This window comes from Vibrio splendidus (assembly GCF_003345295.1).
In the GTDB taxonomy this organism is placed as follows: domain Bacteria; phylum Pseudomonadota; class Gammaproteobacteria; order Enterobacterales; family Vibrionaceae; genus Vibrio; species Vibrio splendidus_K.
The window spans coordinates 1,214,524-1,233,280 of record NZ_CP031056.1 but is presented as its reverse complement, the minus strand read 5'-3'; the positions used below and the strand labels follow the sequence as shown (position 1 = coordinate 1,233,280).

Annotated in this window: 14 protein-coding genes; 5 read left to right on the top strand and 9 right to left on the bottom strand. The window is 44.3% G+C overall.

All coding sequences use genetic code 11. From position 1 onward, the window contains the following. Window positions 1-27 precede the first annotated feature (27 nt). The gene (locus tag DUN60_RS21150) at window positions 28-636 is read right to left on the bottom strand and encodes a DUF2238 domain-containing protein (RefSeq protein ID WP_114635352.1); all 609 of its coding nucleotides are present in this window, start codon (window positions 634-636) and stop codon (window positions 28-30) included. Window positions 637-838: 202 nt separating this feature from the next. Here DUN60_RS21150 and DUN60_RS21145 point away from each other — a divergent pair, with 202 nt between their 5' ends. Both DUN60_RS21145 and DUN60_RS21140 read left to right on the top strand, forming a co-directional pair. Continuing rightward, window positions 839-1,678, top strand: coding sequence for an isopenicillin N synthase family dioxygenase (locus DUN60_RS21145; RefSeq protein ID WP_004730947.1), 840 nt, complete (start codon window positions 839-841; stop codon window positions 1,676-1,678). A 308-nt stretch (window positions 1,679-1,986) separates the two neighbouring features. After that, window positions 1,987-2,607, top strand: a complete 621-nt coding sequence (locus tag DUN60_RS21140; protein WP_065206102.1) for a DNA-J related domain-containing protein — start codon at window positions 1,987-1,989, stop codon at window positions 2,605-2,607. 96 nt (window positions 2,608-2,703) lie between these two features. Here the strand turns inward: DUN60_RS21140 and mrdA are convergent, their stop codons facing one another. The 5 genes from mrdA to DUN60_RS21115 all read right to left on the bottom strand — a co-directional run bounded on the left by mrdA (window position 2,704) and on the right by DUN60_RS21115 (window position 10,620). Beyond that, entirely contained in the window at window positions 2,704-4,602 is a 1,899-nt protein-coding gene (gene mrdA, locus DUN60_RS21135) for a penicillin-binding protein 2 (RefSeq protein WP_114635351.1), read from the bottom strand. A gap of 258 nt (window positions 4,603-4,860) precedes the next feature. Further along, the gene (locus DUN60_RS21130; protein WP_114635350.1) at window positions 4,861-6,516 is read right to left on the bottom strand and encodes an ABC-ATPase domain-containing protein; all 1,656 of its coding nucleotides are present in this window, start codon (window positions 6,514-6,516) and stop codon (window positions 4,861-4,863) included. Between the two features lie 119 nt (window positions 6,517-6,635). After that, the gene (locus DUN60_RS21125; RefSeq protein WP_114635349.1) at window positions 6,636-8,543 is read right to left on the bottom strand and encodes a bifunctional diguanylate cyclase/phosphodiesterase; all 1,908 of its coding nucleotides are present in this window, start codon (window positions 8,541-8,543) and stop codon (window positions 6,636-6,638) included. 178 nt (window positions 8,544-8,721) lie between these two features. Beyond that, window positions 8,722-9,921, bottom strand: coding sequence for an enoyl-ACP reductase FabV (gene fabV, locus DUN60_RS21120; protein ID WP_114635348.1), 1,200 nt, complete (start codon window positions 9,919-9,921; stop codon window positions 8,722-8,724). A gap of 81 nt (window positions 9,922-10,002) precedes the next feature. Further along, complete coding sequence (locus DUN60_RS21115; protein ID WP_114635347.1) at window positions 10,003-10,620, bottom strand: arylesterase; 618 nt, start codon at window positions 10,618-10,620, stop codon at window positions 10,003-10,005. Between DUN60_RS21115 and DUN60_RS21110 the strand changes: the two genes are divergently transcribed. From DUN60_RS21110 to DUN60_RS21100, 3 genes are all read left to right on the top strand, one after another. Next, window positions 10,619-11,293, top strand: a complete 675-nt coding sequence (locus DUN60_RS21110; protein ID WP_004730959.1) for an ABC transporter ATP-binding protein — start codon at window positions 10,619-10,621, stop codon at window positions 11,291-11,293. The genes DUN60_RS21115 and DUN60_RS21110 overlap by 2 nt on opposite strands. 1 nt (window position 11,294) lies before the next feature. After that, window positions 11,295-13,733 (top strand): ABC transporter permease, encoded by a 2,439-nt coding sequence (locus DUN60_RS21105; protein WP_114635346.1) that lies wholly within the window; start codon window positions 11,295-11,297, stop codon window positions 13,731-13,733. A 531-nt stretch (window positions 13,734-14,264) separates the two neighbouring features. Next, window positions 14,265-15,719 carry an FAD-dependent oxidoreductase gene (locus DUN60_RS21100; RefSeq protein WP_114635345.1) on the top strand — a complete coding sequence of 485 codons (1,455 nt, stop codon included), beginning with the start codon at window positions 14,265-14,267 and terminating at the stop codon, window positions 15,717-15,719. Between the two features lie 318 nt (window positions 15,720-16,037). Here DUN60_RS21100 and DUN60_RS21095 read toward each other — a convergent pair whose 3' ends face one another. The 3 genes from DUN60_RS21095 to DUN60_RS21085 all read right to left on the bottom strand — a co-directional run bounded on the left by DUN60_RS21095 (window position 16,038) and on the right by DUN60_RS21085 (window position 18,662). Beyond that, a complete protein-coding gene (locus tag DUN60_RS21095) occupies window positions 16,038-16,988 on the bottom strand; it encodes a 5-oxoprolinase subunit C family protein (RefSeq protein WP_422641392.1) in 951 nt (316 codons plus the stop codon). Then, window positions 16,981-17,742: a 5-oxoprolinase subunit B family protein gene (locus tag DUN60_RS21090; RefSeq protein ID WP_114635343.1), complete on the bottom strand. Its 762-nt coding sequence runs from the start codon at window positions 17,740-17,742 to the stop codon at window positions 16,981-16,983. The genes DUN60_RS21095 and DUN60_RS21090 overlap by 8 nt, the downstream gene beginning before the upstream one ends. Before the next feature lie 176 nt (window positions 17,743-17,918). Continuing rightward, window positions 17,919-18,662, bottom strand: coding sequence for a 5-oxoprolinase subunit PxpA (locus DUN60_RS21085; protein WP_114635342.1), 744 nt, complete (start codon window positions 18,660-18,662; stop codon window positions 17,919-17,921). Window positions 18,663-18,757 lie beyond the last annotated feature (95 nt).

Genomic DNA, 18,757 nt, shown 5'->3' with positions numbered 1-18,757 from the left:
CAAGAAGTTGAGCGGGCTATCCACGAACTATTGAGCTCTAACTCGCCCTTGAAGTTTCAGAAGTAATAGCGAGACAATAGCACCCGTTGTATCACACAGCATGTCTTTCTGCGCATCCCAAATATCACCTTGTGAGCCAAGGAACGCGATACCTTCATCACCACCTGCAATCTCGGCATACCACCACTCGATAATTTCGTAACCTGCGGCAACACTCATGATCGCAAATAAGGCAAAGAAACATGCCAGTACTGGTTGAGCCAGTTTCTTGCGCATCAAATACTCGGCGAGTGGGTAAGCGTAGAGACCAATCGAAAAGTGCGCCACGCGGTCAAAGTTATTACGCTCAGATCCAATCAGGTTATTAAACCAATCAAAGGGGACTTCAGCGAAAGTGTACTTAGCGCCAATCGTATGCAGAACCAACCAGATGAACATTAAAACGTAAGCCGTCTTTGAAAAGGTGAGCTTGGTTGATAGCCACCAGATACCTACTAATATCGCTAGAGCAGGAACAATTTCGGCAATCCACACTGCTCTTGAAGAGGGAGCAAACGCTGAAAATAGAAACACAATCAGATAAAGCGTCGTTAATGAAAGCAATGGTCGATTTTGAGCAAGTGGCGTAATTGTCATATCGAGATCTCTCGTCGAAGTTTTTAATAGTGTTACACAATATTGAACAGTGTTCAATTGGGCTGTAATCACCATATTTGTTGAAAACTGGCGTTATCGCCCAGTATCTAGACAAACGGTTGCGAGAGTTTCACAAAAGTTTGATTTACAACAAAGCGATCCTTAAAATCGCTTCATCACTACATAACAAGAAAGAAAAGTCATGAAACTGGAAACTGTCGATTACCTTGCTGACGACGCAGCAGAACAATTTGTTCGCTCTCTACGTGAAACTGGTTTTGGTGTTCTTAAGAACCATCCAATCCCGAAAGAGCTTGTTGAATCTATTTACGAAAACTGGTACCAATTCTTCATCTCTGAAGAGAAAGAAAACTTCCACTTTAATGTTGAAACACAAGATGGATATTTTCCACCATCAGTGTCTGAAGTTGCTAAGGGCCACACTGTAAAAGACATCAAAGAGTACTTTCACGTATACCCTTGGGGCCAAATTCCCGAGCAGCTGAAAGAACAGATTCTAGATTACTACCAACGTGCGAATGCTTTTGCTCAAGAGCTTCTAGGATGGGTTGAAGCTCATGCTCCTAAAGAAGTACAAGAGAAGTTCTCTATCGCGTTGTCTGAAATGATCAACGGCAGTGAGCAGACTCTGCTTCGTGTTCTTCACTACCCACCAATGCAAGGTGATGAAGAGCCAGGCGCTATCCGTGCAGCAGCACACGAAGACATCAACTTACTGACTGTTCTTCCTGCAGCAAACGAGCCAGGCCTTCAAGTTAAAGCTCAAAACGACGAGTGGTTAGATGTTCCGTGTGACTTCGGCAACATGATCATCAACATTGGTGACATGCTTCAAGAGGCATCGGGTGGTTACTTTCCATCGACAACTCACCGTGTAATCAATCCATCAGGTGAACGCCAAGAGAAATCTCGTATCTCTTTGCCTCTATTCCTTCACCCGAAACCGGAAGTTGTGCTGTCAGAAAAGTACACAGCAAACGAGTACCTAATGGAGCGCCTAAGAGAACTTGGCGTTATCTAATTAGCGAAATATGTCGTGCTAAAATTGGTATAGATATCAAAGGTCAGCTAAATTGCTGACCTTTTTTGTACCTGTACTTCAGGATCACTTCTGCATTGATGGCGGTTGCACTCACTTAATGACTTTCAGTTTCATGATGAAAGGGTGCCTTTGAGCCAAGCGTTTGAAAGTTGTTGGTCCATTAGCTCGACAAATCACAGAAAATCGCTTTCAATTAAAAGAGATACGCCAATGGGTATGATGTAGGTTGCTCATTGTATCCAATGCCCTAGTCATCCATTAATACAGAAAATCTAACTGAGTCCACTATGTCGAATCATCAAGAGGTGAGAGCAAATTTTCATTGCCATATGGAGAACCCATTGCTTTGGCCGATTATGGAAGTGCTCAAGCAAAAGCCAAGCGGCTGGAAAGTACACACATTGGCGGCTCATCTTAACGACCTTGGGTTTGTGCCGGTGCTAGACCCAGCACCTGAGAAAGAGTTGTTTAAAAAGAACTTCCTCATCATGAATGCGCTTTATCAGCTTCAAGAAACCTTACACCCTGATGGTTGGCTACAAGTCCAAGCGATGGATATTGAATTGATGAATGGTCGTTATCACGGAAGCAGTCACAGCATCGATCATCAAGACCCACTGCGAGAATACTACATTAATTGGATTAACTATGAAGCGGACGAGGGCGAAGTCAAAAGGCTGCTGAACGAGTTCTGGACTCGGTACAGAAAGTTTGTCGGTGGCGATGAACTCGATATGGATAGAAGCCGAGCGTTAAACTTGTTTGAGTTACCGTTGGACGCGACTCACCATGAGATTAGAAAGCGCTGGCGACAATTGGCTTTGCGCTGGCATCCAGATCGGGACGAGGGAAATACGGCTAAGTTTCAGACATTGTGCGAAGCATGGCATATATTGAGAAGCTCGTAACCTAACGAAGTCTTTAGCTACGTCTACGTCTACGTCTAATGCAACTCTAAAATAAAAAGCCCCATACTATGAATCTAGAGTGGGGCTTTCTTGGTATTAGGAGTTATCTTTGTTTTGGCCACTTTTATGCTCAAACGCATAATCGAGTACTTTACGGATATATGGCGCGCCGACTTTTGAACCGCCGTTACCGTGTTCAATGACCACCGTCGCGACATACTCAGGGTGCTCGTAAGGTGCGAAAGCCGTGTAAAGCGCATGGTCGAGTAAATGCTTAGCCAACTTTTTCGAGTTATAGACCTGATCTTTCGCAAGATCAAATACTTGTGCCGTACCTGATTTTCCGCCGCTAGTGTAGTTGGTTCCCTTAAATGCGCGCCTGCCGCTACCTCGACTGCCGTGGTTTACGAGTCTCATTGCATTGATGGGTACATCCCATATTTTGTCAGGGACTTCAGTGATAGACGGCATAGGTTCAGGTGTAACGAGTTGTTGTGTGTCAAAGTCCTCACCATGATCCAAGATTGCTCTCAGGATATGAGGTGGCATCACCTTTCCATGATTGACCAACACTGAAGTCGCTTTTGCCAGTTGCATTGGTGTCGATGTCCAATAACCCTGACCAATACCAATAGGGACTGTGTCACCTTGATACCAAGGGGTACGATAGCGCATCATCTTCCATTCTCGAGTTGGCATATTGGCGGTACTCTCTTCATAGATATCGATACCTGTAGGCTCACCAAAACCAAAGCGATTCATCCAGCTTGAGATACGGTCAATGCCTAAGTCAAAAGCGGTTTGATAGAAGAACGAATCCACTGACTCTTCAATGGCTTGAGTTACGTCGACAGGACCGTGACCCCAGCGTTTCCAGTCTCGCCATGATTTAGAGTTACGCTTAGAACCAGGAATTTGCCATGAACCGTGATCATCACGAATCGTATCCTCAGAGATGACATGCTCTTGCAAGCCAGCGACTGCCATAAATGGTTTGATGGTAGATGCCGGAGGATAAACGCCGAGAGTAGTGCGGTTTACCAATGGGTGAGCAGGATCATTCAATAAACGTTGATAGTTCTTGCTAGAAATACCGTCGACAAAGAGGTTCGGGTCGTAGCTTGGGCTTGATGCCATTGCAAGTACACTGTTGTCTTTCGGGTCTAGAACGACCGCGCTGCCTGTTCGGTGATCAAGCTGGTCGAATACGTATTTTTGTAGTTCGAGGTCGATATTTAAAACGATATCTTTTCCTGCTACCGGAGCTACATACTCAATGGTGCGGACGACTCGCCCACGGCTGTTTACTTCGACTTCTTGATAACCTTTGGTACCGTGCAGGATATCTTCGTAATAACGTTCAACACCGAGCTTACCTATGATTGTTGTGGCTTGGTAATTCGCTTCGATGCCTTTTTCTTCTAGTCTCTTAAGATCGCTATCATTGATGTGTGCGACATATCCTAAGACATGGGTAAGTACCTCTCCATTTGGATAAAATCGTTTCAAGCTGGTATCAATCGATAAGCCGGGGAATTGGTACTGGTGCACTGAGAACTTAGCAATTTCCTCTTCGCTTAGGTTCTCTAATATCGTGACCGATTTGAAACGGCGAGTGTTGTGATAACGCTTTTTGAAACGAGCAATCTGCTCAGCCTCTCGCGGGATGTATTTATCCAACTTGGCAAGCATTGCATCGACATCATCAGTTTGCTCTGGAATCATCGTCAGATTAAAGACAAGTTCATTCTCGGCGAGCAACACACCATTACGGTCGTAAATAAGCCCGCGAGTCGGGGGAATAGGTAATACTTTGATTCTGTTGCCATCTGCACGAGTCTGATAGCTTTTAAAATTTTCGACTTGAAGTCGGTAAAGGTTGCCGACTAAGACAAGAGTGAACAGCAAGATCCCACAAAACGCAACGGTTACACGGTTTTTGAACAGATTTACTTCTTTTTTATGGTCACGCATCTTAACGCGTTTATGATTCATTGAAGCCTCAAGGGTTTGTTACATTTAGTTACACCTGTCGAGTCGGAACTTTATATGAATATCGCCATAGTTTTGTAAAAGCTGTGTCATGATTTTTAGGATAAGCACAATATTGGTCGGTTTTATCGCCAAACAAGATAAGTGAGGCAGGAGACGGTCTTAAGGCTTTAGATCTAGATCTAGAGCTAGAGCTAGCGAATAAAAAAACGGCCCTCACAATGAGAGCCGTCCATACAATTTATTATGCTTGGATCTAACTTAGTTCGAAGGTTTGAACTGAGATTTACGCATACGGTTTAGTGCGGCCATTACATCCAATACTCTTGGTTTCGCTAAATCACCGTAGTTTGGCATATTAACGTGCCACTCATCGCTTAAGATCGCACTAAACTCTTTAGCAGGGTTGTTTGACCAACCTGGAGTTTGTGCAAACTGGAACCATGCCCAACCAATCGCGTTAACTTCTGATGTCGACTCTAACTGCTCCAATGCAGAAAGATCAGCAAATTCCTTACCAAAACGCAGAGACTCTTTGCCTTTCGCGTTAACACGGAACTTACCGTCAGTAAGAATATTCATCAGTGCTGCGCGGTTTAATGAACGAGGAACAAACGTTTCTAATGCCGTCTCACATTCGTTAGTACGTTGAGTAGGGTGTTGAGCTATCACTTCTTGTGCTTTTGCAGTGACGTCTACCGCTTGGTAATCGTGCATTTGAATCACAGTGTCAGCCACATCTAAGTAATCGCCAGAACCACCCATTACAACAATGGTAGAGATATCCATCTCTTCACGTAGTTGGCCTATACGGTCAACAAGTGGAGTGATAGGCTCAGCCCCTTTTGATACAAGCGCTTGCATACGCTCGTCACGAATCATGAAGTTAGTCGCTGACGTATCTTCATCAATAAGTAGCGTTTGAACGCCTGCTTCAATTGATTCTTGTAACCAAGCCGCTTGCGATGTCGAGCCAGACGCATCTTGTGTACTGAAATCAGACGTGTCTTTTTGCATCGGCAAATGGTTGATGTAATTTGATAGGTTCAAGTTGTGAACACAGCGGCCATCTTCAGCGCGGATCTTCATCGTATCAGTCGCCGTCACGATACCTTCACGACCGTCACCAGGAATATGGTTGTAGATAGAACGTTCAACGGCGTTCAACAGCGTAGATTTACCATGGAAACCACCACCAACGATTAGCGTGATACCTTTTGGAATGCCTAGGCCAGTCACATCACCTTTGTTCGGTGTGTTTAACGTAACACTCAACGATTCTGGAGCAGAGAAAGGCACCGCACCTTTCATTGGTAGGTCACAGTTACCAGCAATACGAGGTAATACGCTGCCATTTGCTACGAATGCTGCTAGGTTGTTTTCTTCCAATTGAGCACGCAACGCGTCTTGGTCTTCAACGGCTTCACAATGCTTAATCATCGCTTCAATGTCGAGTTCGCGTTCAAGCGTTGCGCGACGAATAAACTTAGGCAAATAGAATGTAATGATGTTGATTGCTTTCTTTGCAAGAATACTACGACCATCAGCAGGTAGGTTGATACGAAAACGGATTTCGATTCCGTGCTCGGTGAAAACCACTGAGGTGTTATCTAAAACAGTTTGGCCTGTTAGTGCGATAGACACAGTTGTTTCTTGCTTAGCAAATTCAGAGAAGCTACGTGCAATAAAATCACGTGCTGCTACTTGGTATTCGTAAGACTTTTCTTTAAGCCAATCTAACCCAGTTAACGACCAAGCGCGTGTTGCGCGAAAACGTGAAGAAGATGCATACGGGTCACCTTGAACGTGGTCGATGTGTAATTCGAAATCAGCAAAGTCGTATTGACCTTTAATTTGTTGATATGCGCGGAAGTTTTGTTTTTCGAGCTTTTTAAGCTTTGCAGTCAACTGATCCATAACGAGGAATGCCTATATAAAGGGAAGATTAAAACAGAAAGGCGGCGATTATAAAAATCACCACCTTTAGAGTAAAGAGAAAGTAGGCCTAAATCCAAAACAAACTGCTCTTTTTTGCTTTAAGCGTAACGGGTTGTCCCCAAATAGTTTTGATTGATTAAACTGTGTTCGAATTCTTGGCTCGGCATTGGCCGCCCATAAAGGTAACCTTGGCCCACATCGCAGCCCTCGTTGATAATAAATTGCTCCTGAACTTCCGATTCTATCCCTTCAATCGTGACTTTTAGGTCGAGCTTCTTCGCGATTTGGACAATAGAACGAACGATTTCCGAGTCTTCGTGTGAGTTAAGCATCTGATCGATGAAGCTCTTATCAATTTTAATCGTATCGAACGGAAATTTCTTGAGATAACTGAAAGAGGCGTAGCCCGTCCCAAAGTCATCCAGTGACAATGTAACGCCAATGTCATGCAGCGATTCTAAGGTATTCTTAGCGACAACTTCATCGGCAATCAGGCCACTTTCTGTCACCTCGAGTTCCAAAAAATGAGGTTCTAGGTGATAGGTTTCGAGTAGGTGAACCACTTGTTCCGCAAAGTGCACGTTCTTGAGTTGAATTGCAGACACATTCACAGCCATCTTGAAATCTTCAACGTATTCGGACCACTCTTTCGCTTTTTCAATCGCATTGCGTAGAACAAAGCTTCCGACTTCGAAAATCAAGCCGTTTTGCTCGGCCATATGTATCAAGGTTTCGTTGGAGATATCACCTAAAACTGGATGGCGCCAACGTAGTAGGGCTTCAGCACCAACCCAACGATGCGTTAATGGACATACTTTAGGTTGAAAGTAGAGCATGAGGTCATCATTACGGACAGCTTGAAGCAAATAACCTTCGATCTTATTGATGTGACTTTGTTGTTCAGTATGAGATTGAGAGTAGTAAGCGAATTTTTGCCCGGAATCTTTACAGGCGAGCATGGCTTCTGATGATTTCTGGAGAATGCTTTCCGCATCATCTTCGTTATCAGTAATCGCGATCCCGATAAAGGCATGCAAATGTACTTTGTCACTGTCGATATCGAACTCTGAATGGCCGACTTTAACGAGCGTCTGGCAAAGTTCTTCTAGGCGTTGGTGCAAATCTTTTACGCTGAACGCCAGTACGAGATCGATAGAAGTAGGGCGTGCAGTTAGTACCTCGATATCCGAGATACTGTCGATACGTTGTCGGTATTCAACCAGCACTTGATCTAACGCGTCATAGCCATATCGAGCCTGTATGCGCCTCCCATTCGTAAACCCTATATGAATAACCGCAAATGAACTGTCCGTCAGCCTTTGTTGTGACGATAGTTTGTTATTTAGGCGAGACTCGAATGCGGTTCGGTTCAAAAAACCGGTGCCGATGTCATGATTCTTTTGGAAGTTTATCTTTTGTTCAGCCGCTCTTCGCTTATCAATCTCTTGGTTTAAAGAATAATTGAGGCTCGCAAGATCTTTAGTGCGAGTGTAAACCCGGTTCTTTAAGTCGCGATTCATTTGGGTGAGCTTAGCATGCTGAAACAAGGTTTTAAGCTGGGACTCTATCGAGGTACGAAAGCTCTCTAATAGCTTGATATAGGTAGGCGTATAGTGATTCTCTTTCGAGTCCAAGATACAAATGGTGCCGAACAATTCGCCGTTAGGCCAAAATAGCGGAATGCCACAATAAGAGATTAAGCCAAACTTTGTGTCGGGGTTGTTTTCCCAATCAGGATCTGCAAGCGCATTGGGCACCACAAGTTGTTGCTGAGACTCCATCACCGTTTCGCAGTAAAGCCCATTTCCTAAGGTTTCAGAATCGCCTTTGTTGTAAGGGTTATTCTCACTGTGACTGGTAGAGAAGACTTCAATATAGTTGGTGTGAACACGCATGATAAGTGCGGCAGGCACTTCAGTGATTTGAGCCAAGAGGTCGACAATATTCTGCCAGCTGGAGGCCATATCGTCAGGGATATCTAAGTCTATCGTTTTTATCTTCTTCATATGACTCCGAGTCAATTATGCTAAATGCATCAACACATCCTGTGTTAATTAAGATGAACCAAATAAACTGTGAATCTTACTTTTACTAAGTATAAGAAATGTTGCACAAAAAAACCTCTGCAATTTTGCAGAGGTTTTCAAATGTGAATCTGGGTCTCAGTAATGAGATAAGTTTCGATTAAGGCTTTAACTTTATAAAATCATCAGTGTTAAGTTTCTCTTTATAGTCTACCGACGGTTGAGCAAAACCGTTCAACTGTAAAAACTCTTCTTTGAATCCTTGATAGTCGCCAATTGCTTGAAAGTTGTTTTCATCCATAGCTTCAAGTAGCTCAGTCACATGGGCTTGGGTTTCTGGATCGAGTTCCCATTCATCCATGCGAATTAGGCGTTCGCCGTCCAGAGGGACTTTTGATTGACCATACAGTTTACTGCTGAATAGACGCTGCATTTGTTGGATACAGCCTTCGTGCGTCTCTTTCTCTTTCATCACTTTATATAAAGCGAGCAGATAAGGACTTAATCCCGGAATGAATACACTGGCTTTGGTGACGAGTGCCTTACACACAGTCGCGTAGGCATTACCGCCGAAGTTTGCTAGTTCAAGATTCAGAGCATGGCTGGTTTGATGAAGGTCTATTTTAGCGCGTCCCAAAGTGCCGTCTAAGTAAATCGGGTGCGTGACTTCTGGACCAACATAGGAAAATGCGATGGTTTTACAACCAGGGGCAATGGATTCAGCGTTGATGAGCTCATCTATCCACTGTTCCCAATCTTCGCCGCCCATGACTTTGAGTGTACTTTCGGCTTCTTCTTCCGTCGCTGCAGCAAGTGTGTCTGTCACCCAGTTGTCGTGCTCTAGCGAGATAGTCGCGCCGGTAACGCTTTCACCAATAGGCTTAATGGCAGAACGCCAAAGCTCATCAGTATTTGACTTAGGTCGAACGCCAGCCGCTAAGCTATAGATAATCAGATCCACTTCACCTTCGAAGTAGGTTTCAATGGCTTCGACAACTTGTGTACGTGTTTCTTGTGAAAATGCATCGCCAACGATGTTGATAGCAGTGCGTTGCTCTCGTTCGGCTTCTTTCTTGAAGTAGATGTTGTTGTACCAACCAGCACTACCGAGGGACTTTTCGTTAGGACCGCGCTCGAATGAGACGCCGATGGTGTCAGCTTTTGCACCGCCAAAGGTCACGGCAATACGAGCGGCAAGGCCGAAGCCTGAGGAAGCGCCGATAATCAGTACTCGTTTGGGGCCATCTTTGATTTGCGGCGCACTCTTAACAAACTTGATTTGTTGCTTTACAGCTTCTTGACAGCCAAGAGGGTGAGCGCTTTTGGCTACCACACCCTTGATAATAGGTTCGATCAGCATAAATAACCTTACAGTTAACGGTGATATGCACTCAGGCTAACGTAAAGCTGTGTAAAATTTATTGAGCTAGACCATTAAAACTTAAAGATACTGATATAATTCTTCGGCGACGAATTCAGCGATCCAAGGTTGAGCTTCTGGTTTTGGATGCAGTCCGTCGTTCATCATCCACTCAGGTTTAAGGATGATATGCTCTAGGAAAAACGGCAAAAGCGGCACATTTTGTTGATCGGCAAGCGATGCAAAAACGTATTCAAATTGCTGGTTGTAACGCTTACCGTAATTCGGTGGGATTTTAATCTGCATCATAATTGGCTTGGCGCCCGCAGCTTTTATCTGCTCAATGATTTGATCAAGGTTCGCAGACATCAGCTTAGGTGGGAAGCCACGAAGGCCATCATTTGCACCGAGTTCGATAAGAACAGTGTCTGGAGCATGTTCTTCAAGCAATTGTGGTAAACGAGCTAACCCGTTGCCGGTTGTGTCACCCGAAATACTGCCGTTAACCACGGTAACTGTTTTGTCATGCTTCGCTAATGCGTTTGGCAATAGACTTGGCCAACTCTGTTTGATGTCCATGTTATAACCAGCACTCAAGCTATCACCAAGTACCAGTAACTTAGAATCTAACTCGGTATCTTGAGCCAAAGAAGCGGTTGAAAATATAATAAAGAATAAAAAGGAAATTAGTCGAGTCATGCATACATCCATCATTAAAGCAGAAGCTGTTTCGAAGACAGTGTCTACTAATCAAGAACATTTAACAATCCTAGAGCACGTCGATATTGATATTCGTGAAGGTGAAACTGTCGCGATTGTCGGCACGTCTGGCGCAGGTAAATCAACCCTAATGACGTTGCTTGCAGGGCTTGATGTGCCAACGAAAGGCGAAATCAGTTTATTAGGACAGCCGCTTTCACAGCTTGATGATGAAGCGAGGGCTAAGATCCGCAGTGAGTCTGTCGGGTTTGTATTTCAGAGCTTCTTATTAATTCCAAGCCTTTCTGCGCTGCAAAATGTCACGCTTCCTTGTCTACTTAAAGGGGAAGACGAAGACATCGAACGTGCGACGGCTTTGCTTGAATCAGTGGGCTTAAAAGACAGGCTTGATCACCTGCCATCTCAACTATCAGGCGGTGAACAACAAAGAGTCGCTTTAGCTCGAGCTTTTATGATCAAGCCAAAAATCCTTTTTGCTGACGAACCCACAGGCAACCTAGACCAACAAACTGCAGCCAAAATTGTCGAGTTGCTGTTTGAGTTGAACTCATCACATGGCACAACGCTTGTTCTAGTGACGCATGATCCTAAACTCGCACAACGTTGCCAGCGAACACTTAAGATGCATGTCGGTCAGATAGAGGAAGTCTAAATTGAATTCATCAAACGGACTGAATAAACGACTGTTCTCATGGAGTATCGAAGAGATTCGACACGGTCAATTGTGGCCAGTTTCCATAGCATTAACACTGATCATTGCGTGTGTTTTTGCATTGTCGGCATTGGCCGAACGTATGGAGCAGGTGATTGTTAAACAGGGCAAAGATGCGCTAACTGCCGATAGCGTATTTATCTCAGCAAACCCAATCCCGCAACCCTTGCTAGACCTCACTCAGGTTGAACAGTTAAAAAGCTCTCAGTTGACCCGTTTTTCAACGATGGCATTCAGTGATAACTCGATGCAGCTAGTGACGGTGAAAGCGGTTGAAAGTAATTACCCATTACGTGGAGAAATGATACTAGAAGGTGCGGACAATGTGTCTAGTAACCATGTTGCGCCAGGTGAACTTTGGTTAGACGAGCGTATATTTGCACAGCTTGAGGTTGAAATTGGTGACAATGTCACTATTGGCGATGCCGATTTAACAATCACAGGGCGTATCGCGCAAGAGCCAGGTTTGAGCTTTAACCCATTCCAACAAATGCCTGCTGTGCTAATTCATACAAGCGATATCGAGGCCACTGGAGCGATTCAACCGGGCAGTCGTGTAAGCTTTAGGCTGTTTCTAAACGGTGATGATACAAAACTGAAAGCCGCGCAAGACAGTGTAGAATTGACACCGAGCGATCGCTGGCGCACGCAAGACTCTGCGAGCCGTACTAACGACATGTTCGAAAGCACGACTCAATATCTTTCGTTAACTGTGGCTATCGTTGTGATAATGGCTGCGACCACTTTGGTACTTACTTGCCAACATTATGTGGCGAGTCGCCGTAAAACCATTGCGATGCTTAAGAGTTTAGGCGCGAGCAAGCAATGGATCATTAAATGGTTGTTTGTACAGGTGTCTCTGTTAGTGGTCATCGGCGCTGTACTGGGAATTACAATAGGGGTCGGCTTAGAGTTTCTACTTCGTATACCATTAGGTGATTTGTTGCCAACACCACTTCCTAGCTATGGCATTGAACCTGTCATTTTGGCGATTTTATCAAGTATCCTCATTGGTGTGCCTGCTCTTGGTATTCCGTTAATTGGCTTGGTCAACACTTCGGCAATCAGCGTGATTCAATCAAGTCATCAATCAAATGAAAGCTACAAGAAATACTTGTTGTTGCTGGTACCTATAATTCCAATGATGCTGATGTACGGCGACAATCTGTTGGTATGGATAGTTCTAGCAGGTATCGCATGCCTGTTCTTAGTGCTCGCGATTGTGAGTACGCTTGTTCTGCGTTTGGTCGGCAAGCTGCCGACGTCGACATCTATGCGTTTGGCATTGAGCCGAATTAATCGCACACCTTTAGCAACAGGGATTCAATTTGGTTCTCTAGCGCTATCTTTGATGCTGCTATCGATCATATGGCTTGTGAGAAGTGACTTGTTGTCGGATTGGCAACAAACCTTGCCCGAGAACGCACCTAATGCGTTTGCGCTGAATATTGCGAGCTATGAGAAAGACAGTTATCTCGAGACGATTGATGCAAACGGAGTAGAGCGTACTCAAGCGTTTCCAATTATACGAGGAAGACTCACGACCATTAAGGGCGTTGAAGCGGCAAAATACAGTGATACCTCACAAGAAACAGATGCACTAAGCCGCGAAATCAACTTCACTTGGGGAGATAGCCTTCCTGAGTACAATGAAGTGTTAGAAGGCAGCTGGACACAAGAGCAGGGCGTATCTGTGGAATCCGATGTCGCGGAGCAGCTGGGTCTAAAGATTGGCGATGAGTTATCGTTCACAATCAACAGCCAGAATGTCTCTGCCAAGGTGAACAGCATCCGAAAAGTAGAGTGGCGAGAAATGAAGCCGAATTTCTACTTCATATTTACGCCAGATGTTTTGAGCTCTATTCCTTCTACTTGGCTCGTGAGCTTCCGACTAGAAGAACAACATAATCAGATGCTCAACGAACTCTCTCGAAATCACCCAACCGTGAGTTTGATGGATATTCGTAAGATGGGTAGTAAGATCCAAGAGTTGCTCAAACAGATTGTTTGGTCGATAACCGTACTTGCGGCTCTGGGTGTGGTAGCAGGGTTGTTGCTAATCTTTACTCTGTTGCGATTGAGCTTGTCTCAAAGACAACAAGAGATACGTTTGTACCGCACTTTAGGTGCGAGTAAAAAGCGAATTCTCAACACTATTTGGTGTGAATACGGGTTAATGGCGTTTGTGGCTGGCTCGATTGCTGCGATGGGTTCTGAGCTCAGTGTTGCAGGAGTAATGAACTTTGGCTTCGAATTACAACCTTCACTCCACCCAATGCTGTGGATAGCGCTACCTGTACTAACGTTCATCACATTGGCCGCGGTAGTGAATAGCCTAATCAAACGTTTGTTGGCACCCGTGAACAAGGATTTTGGCTAGTCGCTAGCGAGATCTCACAAATGCTTAAAACGGTCTAAAAGTGATATTATTTATATTTAGTCATGCACTATTTATATGGCGTCGCTTTAGACCGTTTTTTATTTGACCAATGGGTAGCACAAGTAACGAATATCGCACCTTAATTTTCCAATTTTTTAGTGTTTTTTAAAACTAATCGCACAATAATGCCGATTTAATGAACAGCTGTTAGTCCCTGTAAACAAAGGGTTTGCGCAACTTAGCAAGAACGTTATCAACAGTTATCCACAAAAACGGTGGATAACTTTAGGGATAAGTTAACATCTATGTTTTAAGAGTACTGAGGCAGCCTTTATGTGGCGTCACTTAGGACAATTTTGACTGTTAGAATAACCTTTAAAACTCTATCTGGAGTTATTGAGTCAAGAGATTATTTATGTTTTTTACATAGATATTAAATCCCACTGAACTAAGACCTTGATAAAAATGTGTTTTAATTCATCGCAGAACAAAAGTAGAATAGCGGCAGTTAATCTTATTCTACAGAACACGATGAACCACAACAAAACGGATACAAATCAGCCTTCTATTGCCATTGTTGGTGGTGGTATTGCCGGAACAACGAGCGCGATTCACTTTAGTGAGTTGGGTTTTAAGGTCACTATCTTGGAAAAAGGGCCGAGTTTGGTTAATGGTCCACCAATTTGCCACCTGCACGCTGGCGGCAATTTGTATCGGGATATTTCTGTAGAGCAGTGTCTTCAGTTGCTCACTCAGTCAATTGATACTGTCCGCTTGTTTCCCCACACGATCAATATTCGTCCGACAATTATTGCTGTTCCACACAGTGATGGTGGAGAGCCGTTGGATCTACTTCCGCGTCTAAAGATAATCAAGAACGCTTATGCTGAGCTTGTTAATCAAGATAAAAGCAACCAAGTGCTTGGTAAACCGGAAGAGTATTACAAGCTGTATGGTAAAGAAGAGTTACTAGCACTTGCTACCCGAACACAGCCTCTGAAACCAACATCGCTTGATGATTGGTGTATTCCTTTTGCGAAACATACGGATCTAGAAACCCTTAAGTATCCTGTTGCTATGGTCCAAGAGTATGGCTGGAGTGTATTCCGCTTATCTGCAACCGCTCAACTGTCTTTGGGGCAACAATCGAATTGCTCAGTATTAACCAACAGCCGATTACAATCTGTTGAATCGTTAGAGCAAGGCTGGTCTTTGACTTATACAGACGCTGAGAACCAAAGCTGTCATCTAACGACCGACTACTTGATTAATGCGAGTGGCTTTGAGACGGGCATCGTGGATGACTTTGTCGGTTCTAAGCAACAAAGGCTTGTTGAGTTCAAAGCCGCATATGTTACAGAGTGGCCGTATTCGCAAGAATGTAAGGAAGAGTGGCCAGAGGTGATCTTCCATGGCCCGAGAGGCACACCGCAAGGCATGGCTCAGTTAACACCGTACGCTGATGGTGTATTCCAACTTCACGGTATGACAGAAGGGATTACTCTATTTGAGGGTGGGCTTGTTTCATCATCAACAGATTCATCACAACCACAGTTACCTTCGAAGCTTCTTAAGAAAATCGTATCAGGTTGGAGTGAAGAACAGCTTGAATTAAGAACTCGCGCTGCGATAACGCATATGTCTCAGTTCATCCCAAGTTTTAGCTCTGCACTGGTAGGTGGTAAGCCTCTATTCGGTGCACAGCAGATTCCGGGAATCGATCCGAGCTTAAGAGCTTCAGATGTTTCATTCTGTGGTGAGCGCTATGCTCGACTTGAAGTAGTCAAAGCTTCCTCAACCCTTGAGGCTGCACAAAAGGTTGCTGAGCATTGGTTTGATGTCGCAGAGTCAGTATCGATTGAAGATACGCACTCGGTGACAATGTCACTTAATCTAAATGCTATTGAAAACAGAGCGATAGATTTGACACACGAACGTGGATACCCAGAAGCGCTTGCAAAGGTGTCAGGTCAAGACCACGCTTAAAATTGCGCTGATTCACCTACCGTTTAAATCATGATGGCCTCACCAAAAAAATCCAGCTTGCTGCAAACAGTCAGTTGGATTTTTAGTTTATATGTCTTGCTTCATGTTCGAAATTCTACCAATCACAGTAAGTAAGTGATCAAAAATAGCGTAGGAAAAAAGCTTGAGAACAAGGCGGCTCTTTTCGACAAGAAGTTTCGATAAGTAGTTATTCTACAATCAAAAATTCTAACGAAGTTATCGAGATTTTTAACAAGCTAGGGTGACCAGTTATTTACTACGATTGGTATTAAAGTGGCTTCTATCTACAGGGGCACATCAATAACCGAAAAATTGAGCCCATTGGCACCAAACATCTTGTAAGCCTAAGCGATCTCCCTTGCTGAATGATATCGCATGTCCAGGTTTGGCTTGTGCTAAGCGCGGTAAATCGATTTTGGCGACACATCCAATCTTTGGGTAGCCACCAATAGTCTGTCTGTCATTAAGCAACACGATAGGTTGCCCATCTTGGGGGATTTGAATCGCACCTAAGGCAATGCCTTCTGACAATAGCGAAATATCAGGTGAATCAACCGATTCACCACTCAGTCGATAACCCATGCGATTTGAATTTTGGTCAACGTGATACTGCGCGTTATACAAAGTCTCTTTTGCTGACTCGGAGAATAGTTCGCTTTGATAGCCTTCAATCACTCGCAGGTTCACTGGTAGGTTGTAATTAGGCGTGTATCGGAAGGTGACACTCAACGCTTTAAACGGGCGAGAGAGTTTGTGTTGGGTAAACGCAATTTGTTGCCCTTGCTGGCATGGCTCTCCATCTTTCGTTAATCCACCAATCTTTTCTCGAGTCACCGTAGAACAGCTATGAAGAGTTGATGGAACATCGAAGCCACCCTTAATGGCTAAATACGCCCTTAGACCATTTTTAGGTAAACCAAATGAGAGAACTTGCCCAGCGAAAGCTTGAAAAGTACGCCAGTTCGACTGTGGTTTGCCATCAAGCTTCGCTTGTAAATCGCCACCGCATAACGCCATCTCACAATCAAAGTCGATTCGTAACGCGCATTGCCCAAGCGTGATTTCCAACGCCGCTTGGTTGACTGGGTTTCCGAGCAGGTGATTGGCCCAGCTATATGAGTAATCATCAACAGGGCCACCTTGTGTCAACCCGAGATGAGCGACACCAAATCGTCCGAAATCTTGAATCAAACTCAACGGGCCGGGTTTAATCACTGTTAGTGTTGGTTTAGCTATTGTATTAACCATTAGCGACATCTCCACTAATCTCCATAAGCTCTACAAATTCTTGTTTTGAAATCGCGATGAAACGGACCGTATCACCGACATTAAATAGAGACAGCGGCGTTTGCGTGGTATCAGCGTTCTTCAATTGGCTGTGATCAAACAGTGCGAGCGGGCAATTGCCAATAATATTCCAACCGCCCGGTGAGTCCGAAGGATACACCGCCGTTTTCGTATCCGCGATGGCGATGCTGCCTTTCGGCACGCTTAAGCGTGGGGTTGAATGACGAGGCAAAGCAAGTTCATTGACCACATCAGACATAAACGCAAAGCCAGGTGTAAACCCAATCGCACTGACGCTGTATGTTTGTGAGGTGTGATGTTGAATGATTTCATCCAGCGACATGCCTTGGGCTTGATATCGGTCTAAATCGAGTGCTGTTTCTGGTGAGTAATAGGCGGGAAGCTCGATAGTGTTACGCGTGTTAATAACACTAGAGAAGGACGAAACAGCATGACTCAACAAGGCGTTGAGTTGTTCCATGAGCTGATGTTCTGAAATTCTATAAGGTAAGTAGTCAACCAGAATGGTGTGGTAAGCCGGTGTCACATTCATCAATACAGGTGCTAAGTTTTGACGAATAGCATCGGAAAAATGAGCCATGTACTGCGCATATTGAGCGCTAGATTGATTATTTGAAGGCGATAGCGTCAAGGTGACCAAAACGCTGCATTCTGCGACTGGCGCTATATTGAACTCAATTTGATTCGTCGTCATTTCGTTTCCATACTTTTGCTTGCCTTTGATTTACTTACTGCCTTTTATTTACTTATTTGGCGTTTCTAACTTCCGTGTCCAAACCAATACAAAGCAATTAGACCTTACTAGCAATTGGTTAAGTGCTCGTAAGGCGAGCGATAAGGCCGTGCGCCATACCAATCACACGCTTCATATTAGTTAAAAGCGTTGAGGTCTTGTCTGATTTTTCTAATTAATGCGATAGATTGGGGGTTATCACCATGAACACAAATGGTATCGGCTTCAATAGGCAGTCTTTCGCCTTCAATGGTCGTGACCGAACCGTAGTTAATGATTTGCATGACTTGGTTGTAGATGTCGTCTTGATTGACGTAAACCGATCCTTGTTGAGTTCGCGGCGATAACTGCCCATTATTCAAGTATGCACGATCGGCAAACGCTTCAAACAAGAGGGGTAAGTCATGATCGTCAGCAATATCTAAATACTGCTGATTGTCTGACGAAGAGAGGATCATTAAGGGGATGTTAAATTCAGCGACTGCTTGTGCTACCGCATTAAACACATCAATGTTCGCCATCATATCGTTGTAAAGGGCGCCATGAGGTTTCACATAACCAACAGATGCATGGTGATATCGGCAAAGGGCTTGTAGTGCACCGACTTGATAACAAACCAGTTCACTGATCTCATCCATGGTGTGCGGAATAGAACGGCGACCAAACCCGACTAAATCTTGATAACCAGGGTGAGCACCTATTTGGGTGTGATAGTGCTGTGCCAGTTTAATAGTCTTGGACATAACGTGCGGATCAGACGCGTGAAAGCCACAAGCGATGTTTGCCATATCGACCCATTCCATGACCGACTCATCATCGCCCATCTTCCAATTGCCGAAACTTTCTCCCATGTCGCAATTAAGCAAAATCTTCGTTGTCACGTGGTGCTAATCCTTTACGTTGAGGTAAGTAATGACGGTCTTATAAATGCCATAAATAAACAGTGACCTGACTCAAACTTTCGACACCGAAAATT

What these genes read in the sequence shown, in the direction of transcription:
- DUN60_RS21150 (WP_114635352.1), bottom strand. Translation starts at nt 636, where the DNA reads ATGACAATTACGCCACTTGCTCAAAATCGACCATTGCTTTCATTAACG.
- DUN60_RS21145 (WP_004730947.1), top strand. Translation starts at nt 839, where the DNA reads ATGAAACTGGAAACTGTCGATTACCTTGCTGACGACGCAGCAGAACAA.
- DUN60_RS21140 (WP_065206102.1), top strand. Translation starts at nt 1,987, where the DNA reads ATGTCGAATCATCAAGAGGTGAGAGCAAATTTTCATTGCCATATGGAG.
- mrdA (WP_114635351.1), bottom strand. Translation starts at nt 4,602, where the DNA reads ATGAATCATAAACGCGTTAAGATGCGTGACCATAAAAAAGAAGTAAAT.
- DUN60_RS21130 (WP_114635350.1), bottom strand. Translation starts at nt 6,516, where the DNA reads ATGGATCAGTTGACTGCAAAGCTTAAAAAGCTCGAAAAACAAAACTTC.
- DUN60_RS21125 (WP_114635349.1), bottom strand. Translation starts at nt 8,543, where the DNA reads ATGAAGAAGATAAAAACGATAGACTTAGATATCCCTGACGATATGGCC.
- fabV (WP_114635348.1), bottom strand. Translation starts at nt 9,921, where the DNA reads ATGCTGATCGAACCTATTATCAAGGGTGTGGTAGCCAAAAGCGCTCAC.
- DUN60_RS21110 (WP_004730959.1), top strand. Translation starts at nt 10,619, where the DNA reads ATGCATACATCCATCATTAAAGCAGAAGCTGTTTCGAAGACAGTGTCT.
- DUN60_RS21115 (WP_114635347.1), bottom strand. Translation starts at nt 10,620, where the DNA reads ATGACTCGACTAATTTCCTTTTTATTCTTTATTATATTTTCAACCGCT.
- DUN60_RS21100 (WP_114635345.1), top strand. Translation starts at nt 14,265, where the DNA reads ATGAACCACAACAAAACGGATACAAATCAGCCTTCTATTGCCATTGTT.
- DUN60_RS21095 (WP_422641392.1), bottom strand. Translation starts at nt 16,988, where the DNA reads ATGGTTAATACAATAGCTAAACCAACACTAACAGTGATTAAACCCGGC.
- DUN60_RS21090 (WP_114635343.1), bottom strand. Translation starts at nt 17,742, where the DNA reads ATGACGACGAATCAAATTGAGTTCAATATAGCGCCAGTCGCAGAATGC.